The organism is Kosakonia sp. CFBP8986, assembly GCF_034044935.1.
Taxonomy (GTDB): domain Bacteria; phylum Pseudomonadota; class Gammaproteobacteria; order Enterobacterales; family Enterobacteriaceae; genus Kosakonia; species Kosakonia cowanii.
On the sequence record NZ_JAXCXB010000002.1, the window covers coordinates 649,178 to 668,292 of the forward strand.

A 19,115-nucleotide genomic window follows, 5' to 3' on the forward strand; every position below is an offset into this window, starting at 1 on the left:
GAGGGTAGATATAAGAATTTTGTCTTACCGCATATTCACAAATATACCGTTAGTAACATTATCTGTTAGCCGCACTACATGATAGATAACTTGTTTATTGTGCGTTTTAATCTTCCTTTTAATATTTCCTTTATGTGACGATACCGTTTTAGCTTTAATATTCATCTGATCGGATATTTGAATAGTATCTTGTCCTGACATCCACATTTTTAACATGCTGGATTCTGTCCGACTCAGTGAAAGTGTTGGCAGATTGATAGTACCGATACTTTTTTTCTCTTTGCTCAAATAATCGCCCAAAATATTGTCCAGCGACTCAGGTTTTATCGATTTTGAGCTAATTAACAAGTTCTTACGGACTAACAGGTACTCATCAAAATGGATATTGGCGATGGCCATAAACACGATAAACAGTGTACGGGGATGCTGATTAATGACCTGCTTTATATGCTGACTGCTGCTTGGATCATGGATAAAGCAGTCTTCATTAATAAACACCACGGAAGGTTGAAATGTGGCGCAAGCTAATTCGAGTTCATCAACAGATTGCACGTCGTTGATATCTCGTTTTTTTACTCCCCGGCTTGTCAGATACCCTGTTAATCCCAACCGGGTATAACTGCATAAATCCATAATAATCGTTGACATGGCATACCCTCACTCAATGCGTAACGATAATTCACCACCCGCCAGAAGCTTCAGAAGCCATACAGGAATATATTACTGAAGTGCATGGGAAGACCTCAGGCGAATCCACTATCCCGTAAAGTTACGTATAATTTGCCAGGAATCATCTTAAAGTAAAGTAAATGTTGCGTTCTGTGAGAATGCTAAAAACAAATAAGCCGCGCCAGGGTTATCCTGGTGACTGTTTTTAAAATTTCACTTTAGGATTATCCTCAGGATGACACTGCAAAGCGGAGGGGTACTATCTCTGCGGCAGTTCGCTGACGATATCTGCCAGCAGATCGAAGATCTCACTGAAGAGACGTTCGCAGAAGGGCGCGATCAGCGGCATCATTGCCGAGATGAGCAGAATACCGACGCTCAATGTGACAGGGAAACCGATAACAAACACCGACAGCTGCGGTGCCATACGGTTCAGCAAACCAAGGGAGAGGTTGATGGTCAGTAACAGGGTAATAATCGGCAGCGCCAGCATTAAGCCATTGATAAAAATCATCCCCGCCGCGCGCGTCAGCGCCAGATACGCATTACTGTTGACCGGGTTACCGCCGATGGGCAGGGTGTGAAAGGTGTCGACCAGCATCGAAATCAGCCACAGATGGCCGTTAAAAGTCATAAACAGCAGCAGTGCCAGCATATCGAGAATGCGCGCCAGCACCGGCATGTTTAGGTGGCTGGTCGGGTCGACAAAGGTGGCAAACGACAACCCCATCTGCAGGCCAATCAGTTCACCGGCGAGACGAATCGTGGCAAAGGCGAACTGCATGGTGAAGCCGAGCGCAATGCCGATCAGAATTTGTTGCATCCCCACCCACAGCGCTGCGGGCGCAAAGATACCGATATCGGGCGTATCCGGCAGCGTCGGGGCGATGACGATGGTAATGACAATTCCCAGACCGACTTTAATGCGGCGGGGAATGCGCGATTCGCTCAGGATCGGCGCGGTCATGATCAGCGCCATCACGCGCAGCAGCGGCCAGAAGTACATACTGATCCAGTGCAGCCACTGGTCGCTGGTGACGTTCAACATAGGCCGGATTACCCGATGATGTAAGGAATGTTGTTGAACAGGGTACGCATGTAATCAAGCAGCAGATTCAGCATCCACGGCCCGGCTACTACGATGGTGACAAACACGGCGATGATCTTCGGAATAAACGACAGTGTCATTTCGTTGATCTGCGTTGCCGCCTGCAAAATGCTGATCACCAGACCCGTGATCAGGGCAATCAGCAGCAGCGGAGAGGCGAGGGCAAGGGCGACTTTCATCGCCTCGGTGCCCATCATCATGACCGATTCGGGTGTCATTGCCGCTCCTAACTGTAAAAGCTTTGCGCCAGCGAACCGACCAGCAACTGCCAGCCATCCACCAGTACAAACAGCATTAATTTAAACGGCAGCGCAATGGTCGCGGGCGGTACCATCATCATCCCCAGTGCCATCAGCACGCTTGCGATCACCAGGTCGATAATCAAAAACGGAATAAAGATGGTAAAGCCAATCTGGAATGCGGTCTTCAGCTCGCTGGTGACGTATGCCGGCAGCAGGATACGCATCGGTACCGCTTCCGGGCCTTCGATCGGCGCGCTGTTAGCGAGACGGGCAAAGAGGGCCAGGTCAGCCTGACGGGTCTGGCGCAGCATAAACTCGCGCAGCGGTTGGGCACCACGCTCCAGCGCGACATCCACAGAGATTTTGTTCTCGCTGAACGGCTGATAGGCGTCGGCGTAAATCTTATCGATCACCGGCGACATAATAAAAAATGTCAGAAACAGCGCAAGCCCGAGCAGCACCTGGTTCGGCGGCGCGGAGGGCGTGCCGAGGGCGTTACGCAGCAGGCCAAACACGATGATGATGCGGGTAAAACTGGTCATCATCAGCAGAATGGCGGGCAGGAAGGTGAGCGAGGTGATAAACACCAGCGTCTGCACCGGCAGCGACCAGGATTGACCGCCACCCGCCATCGGCTGGCTGATCAGGCCCGGTAACTGGGCAAATGCGGCAGGCGCCGCCAGCCACAACCCGGCGGCGGCGATAGATAACAAACGGCGCATCACGATCTCCCGGAACGCTTAAGCAGATTCTTCATCACGGCCTGAAAATCGACGTTTTTCTCGTTCACAGCGTCACTGTCGACGGGGGCGGGAGGAAGTTTGTGCAACAAATTGATGTGGGTGGGCGTTACGCCCAGAACCAGACGTGCATCTTCAACATCGACGATCACCACGCGCTCACGCGTGCCGACCGCGGCGCTGGCGGTGACTTTTAATCCCCGGCTGCTGGCGGTCTTGCCGCCAAAGCCGAAGCGTTTGGCCAGCCACGCCACGAGTAAAATCACGGCGATGATGCCAAACAGTGCGCCACTCACCTGAATAAGTGGCGAACCGGAAACGGCGGACGGTTGCGAAACCGTGGCCTGTGTCTTCATACGTGCCTCAGCGGCTCAAACGACGCATACGCTCGGACGGGGTGATGATATCGGTAATGCGCACGCCATATTTATCGGCGACCACCACCACTTCACCCTGTGCAATCAAATAACCGTTGATCAGGATATCCAGCGGCTCGCCCGCCAGACCGTCAAGGGCAACCACCGAACCCTGCGTCAGGCGCAGCAGCTCTTTGATGGTCATCCGGGTACGGCCCAGTTCGACGGTCAGCTTCACCGGGATATCCATAATCAGATCGATATCCTGCAGATTGCCGCCCACTTCGCCACCGCCCAGCTGCTGGAACACGGCATCGGCCGCGCTCTTGGTTGCCGGCGGGTTCTTTTGTTCGTTCAACGCGTCAGCCCACAGATCGTCCAGTGCTCCGTTGTTGTCATCGGACGGATTGTTCATATCACTCATTTGGGCTGTTCCTCATTCAGCGAATTCAAAATCGGGTTTATCAAGTGCTCTACACGTAACGCATATTGTCCGTTGACCGTGCCGTACTGGCTGGTAAGCACCGGTACGCCGTCCACATGAGCGATAATGCGATCGGGTTTATCAATCGGCAGCACATCGCCGGGTTTGAGCTTAAGTATCTGCGACAGGCGCAGGGGAATGTCGGCGAAATTGGCAATCAAATTCAGCTCAGAGTGCTGAACTTGGCGCACCAGGTTGTCACGCCAGTTCTGGTCCTCATTACGTGAGTTCTCCAGCGGCGGGTTCACCAGCGTTTCGCGCAGCGGTTCAATCATGCTGAACGGCAGACAGATATTAAACTCACCTGTCAGGTTACCGATCTCAACATGGAACGGCGTATTCACAACGATATCGTTGGGCGACGTGGTGATGTTGGTAAACTTCACCTGCATCTCAGAACGCACATACTCGACATCCAGCGGGTGAATCGCTTTCCACGCGTCGCTGTAGCCTTCAAGCGCCAGCTTCAGCATGCGGTTGATCACGCGCTGTTCGGTGTGCGTAAATTCGCGGCCTTCTACCTTAGTCGGAAAACGCCCGTCGCCACCAAACAAGTTATCCACTGCGATAAACACCAGGCTCGGCGAGAAAACAAACAGGCCGGTACCGCGCAGGGGTTTTAAGTGGATCAGGTTAAGGTTAGTCGGTACGGGTAAGTTACGCGCAAACTCATGATAGGGCTGAATGCGGATCGCGCCGACGGTAATGTCCGGGCTACGACGCAGCAGGTTGAACAACCCCATACGGAACTGGCGCGCGAAACGTTCGTTGATGATCTCCAGCGCCTGCAGACGTTCACGAACGACGCGGCGCTGGGTATTCGGGTCATAGGGGCGAATATCGCTATCGCCCGTTTTACCCGGTTTCGGATCATCGCTGTTATCGCTGTCGCCGTTGAGTAGCGCATCGATTTCTGCCTGAGAAAGAATACTATCGCCCATGTCTTTACCGCAAAATGAAAGCTGTATAAAGAACGTCAGTGACTTCCTGCTTCGGTTGTCCTGGCACTAGTGGCGTTGCGATTGTCTCTTTAATCGCGTTAGCAAGGTTCTGCTTGCCTTCGTTGGTCGCAAGTTGTGCGGCATCCTGACGTGAGAAGAGCATCAGCAGGCGGCTACGTACTTCCGGCAGATATTCGCTCAGTCGTGCACGCGTGGCGTCATCTTTCAGACGCAGCGTAATGCCGACGTAAAGCACGCGATCCGCATCACCCAGGTTCACCGTAAAGGTGTCGAGTGCGAAAAAGACCGGTGCCGGCGGCGGTGGCGCTTCTACCTTGGCATCAGCCGCAGGTTTTTGCTGCATACGCCAGTAACTATAGCCAGCCGCGGCGCATGCCGCGAGTGTGATTAAAACCAGCAGCGGGATCCAGATAGAGCGCTTGCGTTTTTTTGTGATAGCGGAGTCAGTCATCTGATACGGGCTTCCTGTTAACAGCTTATGCGATGATTATCCCGTGTCCTGCTCCGGTCAAAGGGTGGAAAAGACGGGGATAATCATGCTACCTCTGCCGTTTAGGCGAAGATATCGACTGCGCCAGTGCCGCGAGCGGCGGATTGCAGGCTGGCCGGCGCAACGATGGCTTCATCTTCTTCGCCGCCAAACGTGCCATTATTACCGGTACGCGAAGGCTGCTGTTGCTGCTGAGAGGCCTGCTGTTGCTGGCCTGCGAAGCTTTCGCTGCTGATATAGCTCTGGCCAAGCTGGATGCCGTTCTCCGCAAGGGAGGTACGCAGCATCGGCAGCGCCGCTTCCAGCGCCTGACGCACATGGCTGTGGGCGGAAACCATCTGCAGCTGTGCCTGGTTATCTTCAAGCTTAATCGAGATTTGCACCTGGCCCAGATCTTCCGGATGCAGATGCAGCTCGGCGCTCTGCTGGCCCTGGCGGGTAAAGAGCGTCACGTGCTGGCTAATATTCTGCTGCCACTCGTGGCTGCCAAGTGGGGCGCTGATAACCGACGCGGCCACCGGAGCGCTGGCCTGCGCGCCGCTGACGGCGCTCGACACCGGTGCCATGCTGGCGGTGGTGTTGGTGGTCTGTAGGGCAGCCGTTTCATGCTCGCGTTTAACGGCGAAGGTTGAGGCGATCGGCGCATTTTGCTGACCATCGTCTGCCGCTTTAAACGGTACGCCGTTCGCTGCGGTATCCGCTTTCCCATTGCCGCGCGGCTGATCGCTATCCACGGCGTCGCTCAGCGTGCGGCCTGCAAGCGCGGTTTTCGCACTTGCGCCAGCATCAATGGCGGCGGTCGTAGACGTCGGTTTCGCTTCTGAGCTGAGCTGCGCTGCTTGTTGATGCGGCAGCATCGCCATCAGGGCGCTCAGCCCGGCTAAATCTTCATTCGGGGTGTCGCTGTCGGCTTTGACATCGCTGGCTTTCGCCGTTTTGCTTAACGCGGCGAGGACATCGGTTTTCGCCGCAGGCGACAGGCCGGAGAAGAGTTTCGCAATCTCTTCATCGCTCTGGGCACTGGCAACGATATCCGCTTTCGCATCCTGACGTGCCAGCAGATCCGCCAGCTTCTGCGCCGGGGTTTGCGCGCGTGCGTCACCGCCAGCCGCCGCGACAGCAGCACCGTTGATTGCACCTTTTGCCAGCTTGCCGCTCAGGGCGGCCGCCTGCAGATCGGCCAGCGTCACCGGGGCATCGCTACCCGGGCGTTGCACGCCGGAGAGCGCGCCGGTCAGCAGACCGAGAAAATCTTGTGCGCCATCAGCGCCTGCTTTACCCGCTGATGCGCCGGTTGCGACATCATCGGTTTGAGTAACTACCAGTTTTGGCAGAGTGATCATTCTATTTTCCTCGATGACGCTCGTTGTGCAAACTCATCCATTTTTTTCTGATCAAGGCGGTTTTCCGCCAGCAACGCCGCGGCGCTCTGACGATCCTGCAGGGTTTGCCAGGCTTGTAAACGCTGTTTCTTCTCGCGCCAGCAGCCGAGCGCGAAATCGACTTTCTCGTTCCAGTGCTTCAGCTGCAGACGATGTTGTTCAATGGCTTTCTCCAGCGTCTGGATAAACTGCTGGTAGTTCTGCCAGCGCTGGTTATCGATCCCCTGGCTCATGGTGTTGTTCAGGCTGTTGCGGTATTCATGCTGATAATCGATCAACATTTTTAACTGCTCTTCAGCCTGCTGGCAGGCGCGTCGCATCTCACCCAGTTTCAGTGCGGCGTCGTCGACCTCTTTTTCCGCCAGATCCTTTAGCGTCGTTAATGCGCTGTTTTGCGTCATAAAGTCAGCTCTCCACTACCTCAGACACCCGGGAAGATAAGCTCTAAAGCCTGCATTGAATCTTCCCACCCGGCACGTTCGAAAATGCCCTGTTGCAGAAACGCTTCCAACTGCGGCCACAGTGATATGGCTTTATCCAGCATCGGATCGCTGCCGCGCGCGTAAGCGCCGACGCTCACCAGATCGCGGTTACGCTGGAAGCTTGACAGCAACTGTTTAAAGTTGCGCACGCGTGCGTAATGTTGCTCAGAGATCAAGGCGGTCATCGCACGGCTGATAGACGCTTCGATATCAATCGCCGGATAGTGTCCGGCTTCCGCCAGTCGGCGGGATAAAACAATGTGACCATCGAGGATGGCGCGCGCGGAGTCGGCGATCGGATCCTGCTGGTCATCCCCTTCGGTAAGCACGGTGTAAAACGCGGTGATGGAACCGCCGCCGTGAATACCGTTACCCGCGCGCTCTACCAGCGCCGGCAGTTTGGCAAATACTGAAGGCGGGTAGCCTTTAGTCGCCGGTGGCTCACCAATTGCCAGCGCGATCTCACGCTGCGCCATTGCATAACGGGTCAGGGAGTCCATGATCAGCAACACATGCTGACCGCGGTCGCGGAAGTCTTCCGCAATACGCGTGGCGTACGCCGCGCCCTGCATACGTAATAAAGGAGAGACATCCGCAGGCGCGGCGATCACCACGGAACGCGCACGGCCTTCAGCGCCGAGGATGTTCTCGATAAAGTCTTTTACTTCACGACCACGTTCACCAATAAGGCCGACGACAATCACGTCCGCCTGGGTGTAACGGGCCATCATGCCTAACAGCACGCTTTTACCAACGCCGGAGCCTGCGAACAGCCCCATACGCTGGCCGCGCCCGACCGTTAACAGCGCATTGATGGCGCGCACGCCGGTATCAAGCACATGTTCAATCGGCGTACGTTGCAGCGGGTTAAAAGGTTGCGTGATCAGGGCACCGGTTTCACCGGTATCAGGTGCGGGCAGGCTGTCGAGAGGTTTTCCGGCACCGTCGAGTACGCGGCCGAGCAGGGCAGGGCCGAGCGGCAGCTGTTTGCTGCTTTGTAAACCATCGCCTAATGCGCTGCGGGCATAGACACGCGCGCCGGGCAGAATGCCTTCCACCTCTTCTAACGGCATCAGAAACAGGCGCTGACCGTTAAAGCCGACCACTTCGCTCTCGACTTCACGGGTCTCCAGACCATCCTGACGTTCAATAATGCACGTCGCGCCGAGCGGCAGCTGTAACCCGGTTGCTTCCAGCACCAGACCGGTGGCGCGGGTCAGCCGACCGTAACGACGCACCGACGGGAGCTGCGTCATTTTGTGTTCGAAATTATCCAGCGTGGTCAGCCAGCGGGTTAAACGTGCGGTCATTACACGACTCCGGGTGCCGCCAGACGGCACAGTTCCTGCCAGCGTGTGGCGACGCTGGCATCTAAATCGCCCTCATCGGCGGAGACTTTGCAGCCGCCCTGATGCAGGGTCGGGTCGCCGCGCAGACGCCAGCCGTGCAGGCTGAGCGTTGCGCCAAGCATCTCTTCAACGCGCTGCAGATCGTCCGGGTGGACGCGCAGCTGCGGTTTGCCGCTAAACAGCGGCTCCTGCTGTAATAGTAGTTGGATCTGTTTGATCAGCGCGCTGTTGTCCACCACCGGCGCATGACCCAGCACCTGGCGCGCCGCTTCCAGCGCCATCTGCATCAGGCGCGAGGCGATTACGCTATCGAGGGCATCCAGCGTGTACTGGAATTCACTCACCAGTTGCTGCATGCGGGCGTGGATCGGGGCCTGCTGCTGGCGAGCCTGGTTAAGACCCTGCTCCATACCCTGAGCAAGGCCTTCCTGAAACGCTGCGTCATAACCCGCTTTGCGTCCTTCGGCGAGACCGGCGTTGTAGCCGCTTTCGTGCGCCTGCATCTGGATCTGCGCCAGCTGCTGCTGTTGCAGCTGCTCGGCGCTCAGTTCGTCCTGCTCTGTCTCTTCGCTCTCATAAGGCGAGGCGGTTTTTTCCTGCTTCAGCAGGGGGGCGAATTCGGCTGCCTGCGGGAACGCCAGATCATCTGGCGTCCAGCGTTTCCACGGCAATTCATTAGACATAGGTATCCTCGCCGCTGCCAATTACCATCTCGCCGGTTTCCGCCAGACGGCGAACGATGAGCAGGATAGCTTTCTGTTCGTTTTCCACCTGCGAGAGGCGAACCGGGCCGCGGTTGGCCAGGTCGTCGCGCAGGATATCTGCCGCACGCTGCGACATGTTGCGCAGGAACTTCTCGCGCAACGGCGGCTCGGCGCCTTTGAGGGCGATAAGCAGCGATTCGGAATCCACTTCCTGCAGCAGGCGCTGGATAGAGCGGTCGTCGACATCCACCAGGTTCTCGAACAGGAACATCTCGTCGATGATCTTCTGTGCCAGCTCGCCGTCGAATTCGCGCACTGCGGTAATAACCGCTTCTTCCTGCTGCGTCTTCATCAGGTTGATGATTTCCGCTGCGGTTCTCACGCCGCCCATTTTGCTGCGCTTGAGGTTCTGGCCGTCGAGCAGGTTGTTCAGCACTTCGGTCAGTTCTGCCAGCGCGGCAGGCTGTACGCCGCCGAAGGTGGCGATACGCAGCATCACATCGTGACGCATACGCTCATCAAATAGGGCCAGAATATCCGCCGCCTGCGACCGTTTGAGGTGCACAAGGATGGTGGCGATAATCTGCGGGTGCTCGTCGCGGATAAGGTCGGCGGCGCTCTGCGGCTCCATAAAGTTGAGCGTTTCGATGCCGCTGGTGGTATCGCGCGTTTCGAGAATATCTTCCAGCAGGCTGGAGGCGCGCTCTTCGCCGAGCGCTTTTACCAGGACGGAGCGCAGGTAGTCGTTGGCGTTGACGTTCAGCGCCGCGAACTGTTCCGCTTCGTTCTCAAACTCCTGCAGTACGTCCATCAGCTGTTTGTTAGAGATCTGACGTACGCTGGCCATCGCGGTACTTAAGTGCTGGACTTCGCGGGCGGAGAGGTGCTTAAACACCTCAGCCGCGCGATCTTCACCAATGGTCATCAGCAGAATGACGCTCTTGTCCGTTCCGGTAAGATTATTGCTCATGTTCATTACTCATCCACTGGCGAATGACCAGCGCCACGACGCGCGGATCGTTATCTGACATTTCGCGAATACGCTGGCTCATGACCTCGGCGCTCAGACGCTGATTACTGCGGCGCTGCTGCTGTTGCTCATCTTTGCTGAGGCGTACTTCCACGGACTCTTCAATTTCGTTACGCGCTTGTGCCGCTTCCTGCACCGCTTTCGCTTCTTCCTGGCGGCGAACCAGCTGCGGACGGACCGCTTTACGCCACAGGATGAAGGCGACAATCAGTACCAGTAACCAGCGACCTGCGGTCATCAGCTGGTCGATAAACGACTGCTGTTGCCAGAACGGAAGCTCACCACCGACATCTTCGGTCATGTTGAACGGCGAGTTCACGACGTTCAGCGTGTCACCGCGTTTCTCGGTGTAACCCATCGCTTCGCGGGTTAAATCTTCAATCTGTTTCAGCTGATCGGCGGTCAGTGCGGCAGTTTTGCCATCTGCCAGCGTGCGGTAGTTCACCACCACGGCGACGGAGAGACGCTGCACATCGCCAACATTCATCTTGGTGTGACGAATGGTGCGATCGACTTCGTAGTTGTTCGTTTCATTATGCGTCGTGTTACGCGGGCCGCTTGATGCGGTATTGGTCGAGGTCGTCTGCTGACCCTGCTGCTGACCCTGGGCATTCTGCTGGCCGTTCTGACCGTTCTGACCGTTCTGCGGCGTAGTAATCGGCGCAGAGTTAGCCGGAGCCGGCTGGTTGGAGAGTGCGCCAGGCACGCCGCCCGGATACTGACCACCAATCTGCTCGCTGCTGTTAACCTGGCGTGAACGCAGCACTGCTTGTGCCGGGTCGCCGCCGTTCGGCGCGTACTGCTCTTCAGTCTGCTCTTTGCTGGCGAAATCCAGCTGGGCAGTCACCTGAGCGTGAACATTACCGTTACCGACGATAGGGCCGAGAATTGCTTCGATACGACGCTGCACACGGCTTTCGACATCGGCGGTGTATTTCAGCTGCGCGTCATTCAGATCGCGACCGGCAACGCCAGACTGCGTCAGCAGGCGACCGCTCTGATCGACAACGGTCACGTTGCCCGGCGGCAGGCCAGCAACGGCGCTGGAGACCAGGTGAACGATAGCGCTGATCTGACCATCATCCAGCGCACGACCCGGTTGTAAATTGACCGTGACCGACGCGGACGGGGATTTCTGCTCACGCACGAACAGTGACGGTTTTGGCATCGCCAGGTGAATACGTGCGCCTTTTACCGGACCGAGCGTTTCGATAGTGCGGGCCAGTTCGCCTTCCAGCGCGCGCTGGTAGTTAACCTGCTCGCTGAACTGGCTGATACCAAACTTCTCTTGATCCAGCAGTTCAAAACCCGCCGCGCCGCCTTTCGGCAGACCTTGCTGGGCGAGACGCAGGCGCAGCTCGTGCACCTTGTCAGCGGGCACTTCAATCGCGCCGCTGCCGTCAGCAAAGCGGTAAGGGATATTCATCTGCGTTAACTGGGTAACGATGGCACCGCCGTCCTGATCGGACAGGTTGCTATAAAGGGTGCGGTAATCCGGCGATTTCGCCCACAGCACCATAGCGACAATGATGGCGCAGGCTGCTGCCGCGGCCACCATCAACGGAATTTTTGGGTTCGCGCGTAAGCGGTTGATCCACTCAAGAGATTTATTCTGCGGTGCAGTTGTTGCAGTCGCACTCATTGTGCACCTCGTGACTCTGGGTGGATGTTGTTATGTGAGTTGAGAAACAAATCGGACTCCCGGGTCGGCAAACTCGACAAATGACCATTAAGATGGCGATGTCATTATTTGATGAAATGGATTTTTCTATGCCTCAAATAACCTGGTTTTTTGACGCTATTTACCGCCATCATCTCATTGACAAACTGTTAGCCTTGTCAGGTATCAATCCATCCGGGGAATAATAATGGCTATACAGGGCATTGAGAGCGTTGTCAGTCAGCTGCAGGCAACTGCAGGTGTTGCGCGTGCTCAGAGCGTGGAGAGCGAACCGTCTATCAGCTTCGCCGGGCAACTGCACGCGGCGCTGGATCGCATCAGCGACACGCAGAACGCCGCACGTGTACAGGCGGAGAAATTTACGCTTGGCGAGCCGGGCGTGGCGCTGAATGACGTGATGACCGATTTGCAGAAATCATCGATCTCGCTGCAGATGGGCATTCAGGTGCGTAACAAACTGGTTTCTGCTTACCAGGACATCATGAATATGCAGCTGTAGTTCACAGACGCAGAGATAAAAAAAACCAGGCCGGAGCACTCCCGCCTGGTTTTTTTATACCTTGCGCCGCCTGTTGCGGCGCAAAAGTGCGCTACTTCTGAATCAGGTAGCGGATGGTTGGCCCATCCTGCTGAATATCCAGCACCGTGTAGCCGTGGTTGCGCGCATCGAGCGGAATGTTGTTAATCGACTGCGGGCAGTCGCTGACCACTTCAAGAATTTCCCCTTTTTTCAACTGCGGCATCGCTTCAAGGGTGGCGACCGCCGGGTAGGGGCAGGGTTCGCCGCTCATATCGAGACGGTAATCAGGCACAATGCTCATGCAGGCTCCTTGGCAGGGTTGGCGGCAGGTTTCTGGCGGCGGAAGAACTGTTTCTCCCAGCCGACCACAAAGAGAAACGCGGCCAGTAACAGAAGATAGGTGACCAGCAGACCGCCGAGCGGCCCGAAGGTGTTAAGCAGGTTGATTCTGTCCCAGCTGGTGGCAAGCGTCGGCGCGAGATCGTCCCAGAAATACGCCAGGATGGTTGAGCCAATCACGTTGCCCAGCCCGACCCACCAGTAGTGCACCTGGCCTTCAACGGCGCGGTACATCCAGCCCGTTTCACACCCGCCCGCCAGCACAATACCAAAACCGAACAGCAGACCGCCGAGCACCGCATTGGGGCCGGCCCACATGATTTTCGCTTCCAGCCCCAGCTGTACATAGCTGAAAATGCCGATGGCGCTCGCCGCCATGCCAAAGATGATCGCCTTCGCCATCATCGTCCGCCCGGTGATCCACATATCGCGGAACGCCGAGGTAAAGCAGATTTGCGCCCGCTCAATCAGCAGACCAAAGCCCACGCCGAACAGCATTGCCAGCCCCAGCTTCGGCTGGTTCATCGCCGTTAACAGCGCCCAGCCGAGCATGCCAATAAACACCAGCATTCCAAGACGAAAACGGCGCTTCGCCTGATCGGGCTTCTGGGTGAGCGGCGAGGCGGCAGTGACTTTCTGCATCTTCACCGGGATGCGGAACAGCGGCAGCAGGGTAAAGCGCGCGCCGAACCAGGAGCCAATTGCCGTGGCGATGGCAAAAAACCAGGCGTGCAGGGAGAACTGTGGGATCCCGGTAAAGAAGGCCGCAAGGTTACAGCCCATCGCCAGGCGTGCGCCAAAGCCAGCAATAATGCCGCCAACAATCGCCTGCGCGATACGGATGCGGTTCTGCGGCATACGCAGTTTCACATTATTGGCCCACAGCGCAGCGGCAAAACAGCCGCCGAACATGCCGATAATCATCATGCCGTCGATGCGCGTCAGCGGCGTGCCCTCGAGGTGGATTATTTTGAAGTAGCCCCACTCTTCGGTGTGCACTCCGGCCAGTTGCAGTAACTGACCGCCCCAGCGGGTAAACTCGCCGGTCACCGCCCAGAAGGTGCCGGTAATGCCGAAATAGTAGGTAGAGAGAATACCGGCCGCGATCACCGCCGGAACAGGAGACCAGAACTTAATAAGGAAGCGGTCTTTGAAGTGTTGCCATGACATAGTAAAAAGCCTCTGAACTCAGAAGGTATGGGGACGTACAGAAAAGTCGTACAAAAGAAGCGGGATGATACACGTCTTCGCGCCTGAACCGCTGCACAATAGGGCAAAAACCTGGCGTAGATCAAAGTTGTTCTCGCGCGGTGAAAGGGTGGCGAGGCGCGGCCTTTAATGCCACAATCGCTTTTTTTCACGAGCAGGATGAAGAATGAAAAAGCGTATGATTCTCGGCGCGATGCTGCTGCTGAGCGGCTGCGTGCAGGTGGATAACTATCAGGCGGTGGTGAAACACCCGGCGCCCGAAGGATTAGCGGGTTACTGGCAATCAACGGGGCCGCAGAGCAGCCTGGTCAGCCCGGAGGCGATCGCCAGCCTGATTGTGACGCCGCAGGGCGATACTCTTGATTGCCGCCAGTGGCAGCGCGTAATCGCGGTTCCTGGCAAACTGATGCTGGATGGCGATAAATTCTATAACGTCACGCAGAAGCTGGATGTCTATCGTTTAAATCAGGAAGGCAATACGCTGGAGTTTGATGGGTTAACGCTGTCGCGCACCGATAAACCGACCGTGGAGTGCCAGCAGGCGCTGGAGAAAGCGGGTCTGGATATTAACCGCTAGGTCGTGCGAAAAGAGGAAAGCGTGGCGGGTGAGGGGGAAACCGCAGCACCCGCCGCTAATGAGATTTACATCTCATTGGGGAAGAGAATATTTCCGGAAAGACGTCCATATGTCGAATTCAGGTTATGTTGTCGGGATGATTGACCAACCAATGTCCTCAGCTCGTCCATTCGCTGGTGTAACAATGTTTTCAATAACACTTCATTATCCAGGATTTGCTTGAGCATCGGGCGAATTTGCGCCTGCACATGAGGCGCTGCTTCGCTCGAGTCCTGGAACTGTGTCAACTTCTCAACTGAGGTAACGTACCCCAGTTCGTAGTTGATAAGTTCGTCCCAACGCCCTTCCTTAGCAAGGTTGAGCATGGTACGGCTGGTGGCCAACAGTTGCTGATAGTGGTGGACCAACCCGAGATTTGCTTCCATTAGTAAGTGTCCCGCGCGTTTTGATGAGTGGGGCCAATCTCTTTCCAGGCATCAGCAATATTGCTCAGCAACAGGGTGACTTCATCAATAGCGGCGAGGTCATTATGGAGATTTGCCTGTAAAAGACGTCGTGTCATGTAGTCATAAAGACTGTCCAGGTTTGCCGTGAGATCGCCACCGACTTCATGGTCGAGACCCGCACGCAATCCGTTGTTAATGATATTAATTGCCTTTGTAAGCGCCTGTCCTTTACCGGGGATATCTCCCTGCTCAATCAGGATCGCGGCTTTTTTCATGGCGCTTAACGCGCCATCAAAAAGCAATACCACGAGTTGATGCGGGCTCGCGCTCATCACGGCGCTTTCGACGCCGACCTGAGCATAAGCCTGAATTCCCGATTTCGTATACATGTCCAACCTCAACTAATGGTTTATTAACTCATTGCATTAAACTGTTGTGTCAGATAGTTCCCTGTTGATGTCATGGAGGAGACTAACTGGCTCAAACTGGTGAACTGCGCTTTGTAGCGTGCCATGGTGGCCGTAATCTGGTCACTCACCGCTTTGTATTGCGTATCCAGGCGCTTCAGGGTTTTGTTAATGCCGTCGGTCGCATTCTGGATGCTACCTTTACTGCCGAGAATATCTTTCAGCAGGTTACTCGCCTGAGTCGCAAAGCCTGTGGTTTTGCCATCGCCGGAGAGGAACGTCACCACATCGGCGGATTTTTCATTCATTGCTTTTTCAAGCTTGGTGCTGTCCACGGTCAGCTTACCGCTCACATCCTGGGTAATCCCCAACTGCGACAATACAGAAAAACTGTCATTCCCCGCCTGCGATGTAGAGAGCTGAGAGCGCAGACGCGTCTGAATGTTACGCAGCGTACCGTCACCCAGCAGATCGCCGTTTGAGGTGTTCTGTTTGTCACTGCCCTGATCTACCGCCGTGTATTTGGTCTGGTTACCAATGGTGGTTTGCAGCGAGTTATACGCATCAACATACGCCTGGATCGCTGCGGTCATCGGTGCGTTATCTTTCGTTACCGACAGCGTTTCCGGCGTACCGGTAGTCAGCTTATTCAGCGTCAGCGTTACGCCTTCCGGCGCATCGGTGATCTTGTTGCTGCTACGGGTGATATCGATACCGTTAATTTTGACTTTCGCATCGCTTGCTGCCACCTGCTGCGTCATCACATTGCTGGCACTGCCGGTGTTGGTTGAATCATAGCTAACGTACTTCGCCAGTTCCGCATCATTGGTGGTGATGGTCATCTGGTTGGTGGTGCCACTGTCGCGTGAGGTCAGCGCCAGGTAGTAACTGTTATCGTCAGCTTTAATGATACTGGCGGTGACGCTGCCCTGTTTGGCGTTAATCGCATCACGCATGTCCGCGAGGCTGGTTTTATCTTTATCCAGTGTTACCGTCAGCGGATCTTTTTGACCCGGCTGCGTGATGGTAATCGTGCGCGAGTCGAGGCTCTGGTCGCCTAAATCGGTATCTTTACTAGCCACTTTCGGGCTCAGCAGAGACTGTGACGCCGCCAGCGCGGATACTTCAATAGAGTACGTCCCCGCCGACGCTGTGTTAGCAAGCGTGGCAGTAAACGCGGTGTTAGTGCTCGACACTTTCGTCCCTGCGATCGCCGAGGTATTTTTCAGTGCATCCGCCGCCGTTTGCAGTTTGTTGAGGGAGGTTTGCACCACGCCCCAGGCCGTCAGCTTGGCTTTGTAAGAGGACTGCTGAGACGCAATTGGCGTCAGCTTGGTCTGTTCAGCCGTCTGCAAATTGTCATACAACGTATTGAGATCCAGGCTGGTGCCTGCGCCGAGTGAACTAATAGTTGCCATTTCATCATCCTTCAGTTTTAGACAATCACTGTGGAGAGTATCGGCAGCGATGATGAAAAGATTAGAAGCTTTTTTTTAAAGCAATGGCTAAATAAAGAGGGTGAATCAGGGGCAGTTTGTCGCTTTAAAAAAATGATCTTTTTTTCTAAAGGTTGTTTTCAGGCTGTCGATAATCAGGTTAACGGTGAGAAAGCCGTAGGCAGATGCCTGAATCTGATAACTATTTTTATGAAGGAATTACATCATGGCTGTTATTAATACTAACACCCTGTCGCTGATGACTCAGAACAACCTGACTAAATCTCAGTCTTCTCTGGGTACATCTATTGAGCGCCTGTCTTCCGGCCTGCGTATTAACAGTGCTAAAGATGATGCCGCGGGCCAGGCAATTGCCAACCGCTTTACTTCTAACATCAATGGCCTGACCGTTGCTGCCCGTAACGCCAACGACGGTATCTCTCTGGCACAGACCGCTGAAGGCGCGCTGAGCGAAATTAACAACAACCTGCAGCGTATCCGTGACCTGACCGTTCAGGCGCAGAACAGCTCCAACTCCGCGTCTGACATCGACTCCATCCAGGCTGAAGTTAACCAGCGTATGGAAGAAGTGAACCGCGTGACCACACAGACCGACTTCAACGGCATCAAAGTGCTGAACACCGGTACCGGTTCAAGCAGCTACAGCTTCCAGGTTGGCGCGAAAGATAGCGAAACTATCTCCATCAGCCTGACCAAGTCTGACTCCTACAACCTGTACAATGCGACCGGCGCAACCGCAGCGACTACCGGCCAGACCATCAACGGCAACAAACGTTCTACTGCCGCTGAAGGCTTCGACGTACTGAAAGGTACTGTTGATGCGTCCGGTAACACCGATGGTAGCCCGCTGGCAGATATCGATAAGGCCATCAAAGCGGTTGACGATCAGCGCAGCCTGCTGGGTGCCTCCCAGAACCGTTTTGAGTCCACCATCACTAACCTGAACAACACCGTGAGCAACCTGTCAGCTGCCCGCAGCCGTATTCAGGACTCCGACTATGCGACCGAAGTGTCGAACATGTCCCGCGCGCAGATCCTGCAGCAGGCCGGTTCTTCCGTGCTGGCACAGGCCAACCAGGTTCCGCAGACTATGCTGTCCCTGCTGCGTTAATCCGCAGACACCGTTGTACAGAAAAGCGCCGCTTGTCGGCGCTTTTTTATTTGCCTGAAAAATAAAAGATAAAAAGAAGTAAAAAAGAACTAAAGAGTTCGAAAGGTCCGTCGATAACTACTTGGACGGTGATGAAGCCGCTGGCGCTTACCGGAATATAAATTTCTTACTTAAGGATAACTATCATGGCTGTTATTAATACTAACACCCTGTCGCTGATGACCCAGAACAACCTGACTAAATCACAGTCTTCTCTGGGTACTTCTATTGAGCGTCTCTCTTCCGGTCTGCGTATCAACAGTGCAAAAGATGATGCTGCTGGTCAGGCAATCGCCAACCGCTTTACTTCCAACATCAATGGCCTGGGTGTTGCTGCCCGTAACGCCAACGACGGTATCTCTCTGGCGCAGACCGCTGAAGGCGCGCTGAGCGAAGTGAACAACAACCTGCAGCGTATCCGTGACCTGACCGTTCAGGCGCAGAACAGCTCCAACTCCGCATCTGACATCGACTCCATCCAGGCTGAAGTTAACCAGCGTATGGAAGAGATCAACCGCGTAACCACCCAGACCGACTTCAACGGCATCAAAGTGCTGAACACCGGTACCGGTTCAAGCAGCTACAGCTTCCAGGTTGGCGCGAAAGATAACGAAACTATCTCCATCAGCCTGACCAAGTCTGACTCCTACAACCTGTACAACGCCACTGGCGCCACTGCAGCGACTACCGGCCAGACCATCAACGGCAACAAACGTGCCACCGCTGCTGAAGGCTTCGACGTACTGAAAGGTACCGTTGATGCGTCCGGTAAAACCAACGGTGCTCCGCTGGCAGATATCGATGCGGCCATCAAAGCGGTTGACGATCAGCGCAGCCTGCTGGGTGCCTCCCAGAACCGTTTCGAATCCACCATCACTAACCTGAACAACACCGTGAGCAACCTGTCAGCTGCCCGCAGCCGTATTCAGGACTCCGACTATGCGACCGAAGTGTCGAACATGTCCCGCGCGCAGATCCTGCAGCAGGCCGGTTCTTCCGTGCTGGCACAGGCCAACCAGGTTCCGCAGACCATGCTGTCCCTGCTGCGTTAATTCGCAGACATCAGTTGTACAGAAAAAGCGCCGCTTGTCGGCGCTTTTTTATTTTCTGCCCTGTGCACTTTTTCGACGATTTTCGCGCAAAAAGTATAAAAACTTCTAAAGAGTTCGCTGAACCCGTCGATAACAATTATGACGGTGATGAAGCCGATGGCGCTTACCGGAATATAAAAAATTTCTCACTGAAGGATAACTATCATGGCTGTTATTAATACTAACACCCTGTCGCTGATGACCCAGAACAACCTGACTAAATCACAGTCTTCTCTGGGC

The 19,115-nt window shown here is 55.2% G+C and carries 23 protein-coding genes; 4 read left to right on the plus strand and 19 right to left on the minus strand.

The window, feature by feature from the left end; genetic code table 11:
* Positions 1-24 precede the first annotated feature (24 nt).
* From rcsA to fliF, 14 genes are all read right to left on the minus strand, one after another.
* Positions 25-648, minus strand: a complete 624-nt coding sequence (gene rcsA / locus SOM48_RS06685; protein ID WP_076770094.1) for a transcriptional regulator RcsA — start codon at positions 646-648, stop codon at positions 25-27.
* A gap of 280 nt (positions 649-928) precedes the next feature.
* Positions 929-1,717 carry a flagellar biosynthetic protein FliR gene (fliR, locus tag SOM48_RS06690; RefSeq protein WP_076770093.1) on the minus strand — a complete coding sequence of 263 codons (789 nt, stop codon included), beginning with the start codon at positions 1,715-1,717 and terminating at the stop codon, positions 929-931.
* An 8-nt stretch (positions 1,718-1,725) separates the two neighbouring features.
* The gene (gene fliQ / locus SOM48_RS06695; protein ID WP_023479157.1) at positions 1,726-1,995 is read right to left on the minus strand and encodes a flagellar biosynthesis protein FliQ; all 270 of its coding nucleotides are present in this window, start codon (positions 1,993-1,995) and stop codon (positions 1,726-1,728) included.
* A gap of 8 nt (positions 1,996-2,003) precedes the next feature.
* Entirely contained in the window at positions 2,004-2,741 is a 738-nt protein-coding gene (gene fliP / locus SOM48_RS06700; protein ID WP_023479117.1) for a flagellar type III secretion system pore protein FliP, read from the minus strand.
* A complete protein-coding gene (fliO, locus tag SOM48_RS06705; RefSeq protein ID WP_054803161.1) occupies positions 2,741-3,115 on the minus strand; it encodes a flagellar biosynthetic protein FliO in 375 nt (124 codons plus the stop codon). Before fliO ends, fliP begins: the two co-directional genes overlap by 1 nt.
* Positions 3,116-3,122: 7 nt before the next feature.
* Positions 3,123-3,539 (minus strand): flagellar motor switch protein FliN, encoded by a 417-nt coding sequence (fliN, locus tag SOM48_RS06710; RefSeq protein ID WP_023479148.1) that lies wholly within the window; start codon positions 3,537-3,539, stop codon positions 3,123-3,125.
* The gene (gene fliM, locus SOM48_RS06715; RefSeq protein WP_054803160.1) at positions 3,536-4,540 is read right to left on the minus strand and encodes a flagellar motor switch protein FliM; all 1,005 of its coding nucleotides are present in this window, start codon (positions 4,538-4,540) and stop codon (positions 3,536-3,538) included. Before fliM ends, fliN begins: the two co-directional genes overlap by 4 nt.
* 4 nt (positions 4,541-4,544) lie before the next feature.
* Positions 4,545-5,012 carry a flagellar basal body-associated protein FliL gene (fliL, locus tag SOM48_RS06720; RefSeq protein ID WP_042712913.1) on the minus strand — a complete coding sequence of 156 codons (468 nt, stop codon included), beginning with the start codon at positions 5,010-5,012 and terminating at the stop codon, positions 4,545-4,547.
* A 101-nt stretch (positions 5,013-5,113) separates the two neighbouring features.
* The gene (gene fliK, locus SOM48_RS06725) at positions 5,114-6,394 is read right to left on the minus strand and encodes a flagellar hook length control protein FliK (protein ID WP_139965354.1); all 1,281 of its coding nucleotides are present in this window, start codon (positions 6,392-6,394) and stop codon (positions 5,114-5,116) included.
* Complete coding sequence (gene fliJ, locus SOM48_RS06730; protein ID WP_023479175.1) at positions 6,391-6,834, minus strand: flagellar export protein FliJ; 444 nt, start codon at positions 6,832-6,834, stop codon at positions 6,391-6,393. Before fliJ ends, fliK begins: the two co-directional genes overlap by 4 nt.
* Positions 6,835-6,854: 20 nt before the next feature.
* On the minus strand, positions 6,855-8,225 hold the full coding sequence (gene fliI / locus SOM48_RS06735) for a flagellar protein export ATPase FliI (RefSeq protein ID WP_023479135.1): 1,371 nt from the start codon (positions 8,223-8,225) through the stop codon (positions 6,855-6,857).
* The gene (gene fliH, locus SOM48_RS06740; protein WP_076770091.1) at positions 8,225-8,947 is read right to left on the minus strand and encodes a flagellar assembly protein FliH; all 723 of its coding nucleotides are present in this window, start codon (positions 8,945-8,947) and stop codon (positions 8,225-8,227) included. The genes fliI and fliH overlap by 1 nt, the downstream gene beginning before the upstream one ends.
* Positions 8,940-9,938, minus strand: coding sequence for a flagellar motor switch protein FliG (fliG, locus tag SOM48_RS06745; RefSeq protein ID WP_023479131.1), 999 nt, complete (start codon positions 9,936-9,938; stop codon positions 8,940-8,942). Before fliG ends, fliH begins: the two co-directional genes overlap by 8 nt.
* Complete coding sequence (fliF, locus tag SOM48_RS06750) at positions 9,928-11,640, minus strand: flagellar basal-body MS-ring/collar protein FliF (RefSeq protein WP_128482692.1); 1,713 nt, start codon at positions 11,638-11,640, stop codon at positions 9,928-9,930. Before fliF ends, fliG begins: the two co-directional genes overlap by 11 nt.
* A 223-nt stretch (positions 11,641-11,863) precedes the next feature.
* Between fliF and fliE the strand changes: the two genes are divergently transcribed.
* Positions 11,864-12,178, plus strand: a complete 315-nt coding sequence (gene fliE, locus SOM48_RS06755; RefSeq protein WP_094193003.1) for a flagellar hook-basal body complex protein FliE — start codon at positions 11,864-11,866, stop codon at positions 12,176-12,178.
* 91 nt (positions 12,179-12,269) lie between these two features.
* Here the strand turns inward: fliE and yedF are convergent, their stop codons facing one another.
* The gene (gene yedF / locus SOM48_RS06760) at positions 12,270-12,500 is read right to left on the minus strand and encodes a sulfurtransferase-like selenium metabolism protein YedF (RefSeq protein ID WP_034812490.1); all 231 of its coding nucleotides are present in this window, start codon (positions 12,498-12,500) and stop codon (positions 12,270-12,272) included.
* Positions 12,497-13,708: a selenium metabolism membrane protein YedE/FdhT gene (yedE, locus tag SOM48_RS06765; RefSeq protein WP_320511659.1), complete on the minus strand. Its 1,212-nt coding sequence runs from the start codon at positions 13,706-13,708 to the stop codon at positions 12,497-12,499. Before yedE ends, yedF begins: the two co-directional genes overlap by 4 nt.
* 205 nt (positions 13,709-13,913) lie before the next feature.
* On the opposite strand from yedE, the gene yedD reads away from it, so the two are divergent.
* On the plus strand, positions 13,914-14,324 hold the full coding sequence (gene yedD, locus SOM48_RS06770) for a lipoprotein YedD (RefSeq protein ID WP_320511660.1): 411 nt from the start codon (positions 13,914-13,916) through the stop codon (positions 14,322-14,324).
* 65 nt (positions 14,325-14,389) lie between these two features.
* On the opposite strand, the gene fliT is transcribed toward yedD, so the two are convergent.
* From fliT to fliD, 3 genes are read right to left on the minus strand one after another with little or no spacing between them, the layout of a single operon-like run.
* Positions 14,390-14,749: a flagella biosynthesis regulatory protein FliT gene (gene fliT, locus SOM48_RS06775; protein ID WP_320511661.1), complete on the minus strand. Its 360-nt coding sequence runs from the start codon at positions 14,747-14,749 to the stop codon at positions 14,390-14,392.
* Positions 14,749-15,159 (minus strand): flagellar export chaperone FliS, encoded by a 411-nt coding sequence (fliS, locus tag SOM48_RS06780; RefSeq protein WP_076770089.1) that lies wholly within the window; start codon positions 15,157-15,159, stop codon positions 14,749-14,751. Before fliS ends, fliT begins: the two co-directional genes overlap by 1 nt.
* A 23-nt stretch (positions 15,160-15,182) precedes the next feature.
* Positions 15,183-16,595, minus strand: coding sequence for a flagellar filament capping protein FliD (gene fliD, locus SOM48_RS06785; RefSeq protein ID WP_054803155.1), 1,413 nt, complete (start codon positions 16,593-16,595; stop codon positions 15,183-15,185).
* A gap of 244 nt (positions 16,596-16,839) precedes the next feature.
* On the opposite strand from fliD, the gene SOM48_RS06790 reads away from it, so the two are divergent.
* Together SOM48_RS06790 and SOM48_RS06795 are read left to right on the plus strand one after the other, a co-directional pair.
* A complete protein-coding gene (locus tag SOM48_RS06790) occupies positions 16,840-17,745 on the plus strand; it encodes a flagellin N-terminal helical domain-containing protein (RefSeq protein WP_054803154.1) in 906 nt (301 codons plus the stop codon).
* A 185-nt stretch (positions 17,746-17,930) separates the two neighbouring features.
* A complete protein-coding gene (locus SOM48_RS06795; protein ID WP_054803153.1) occupies positions 17,931-18,836 on the plus strand; it encodes a flagellin N-terminal helical domain-containing protein in 906 nt (301 codons plus the stop codon).
* Positions 18,837-19,115: the final 279 nt, after the last annotated feature.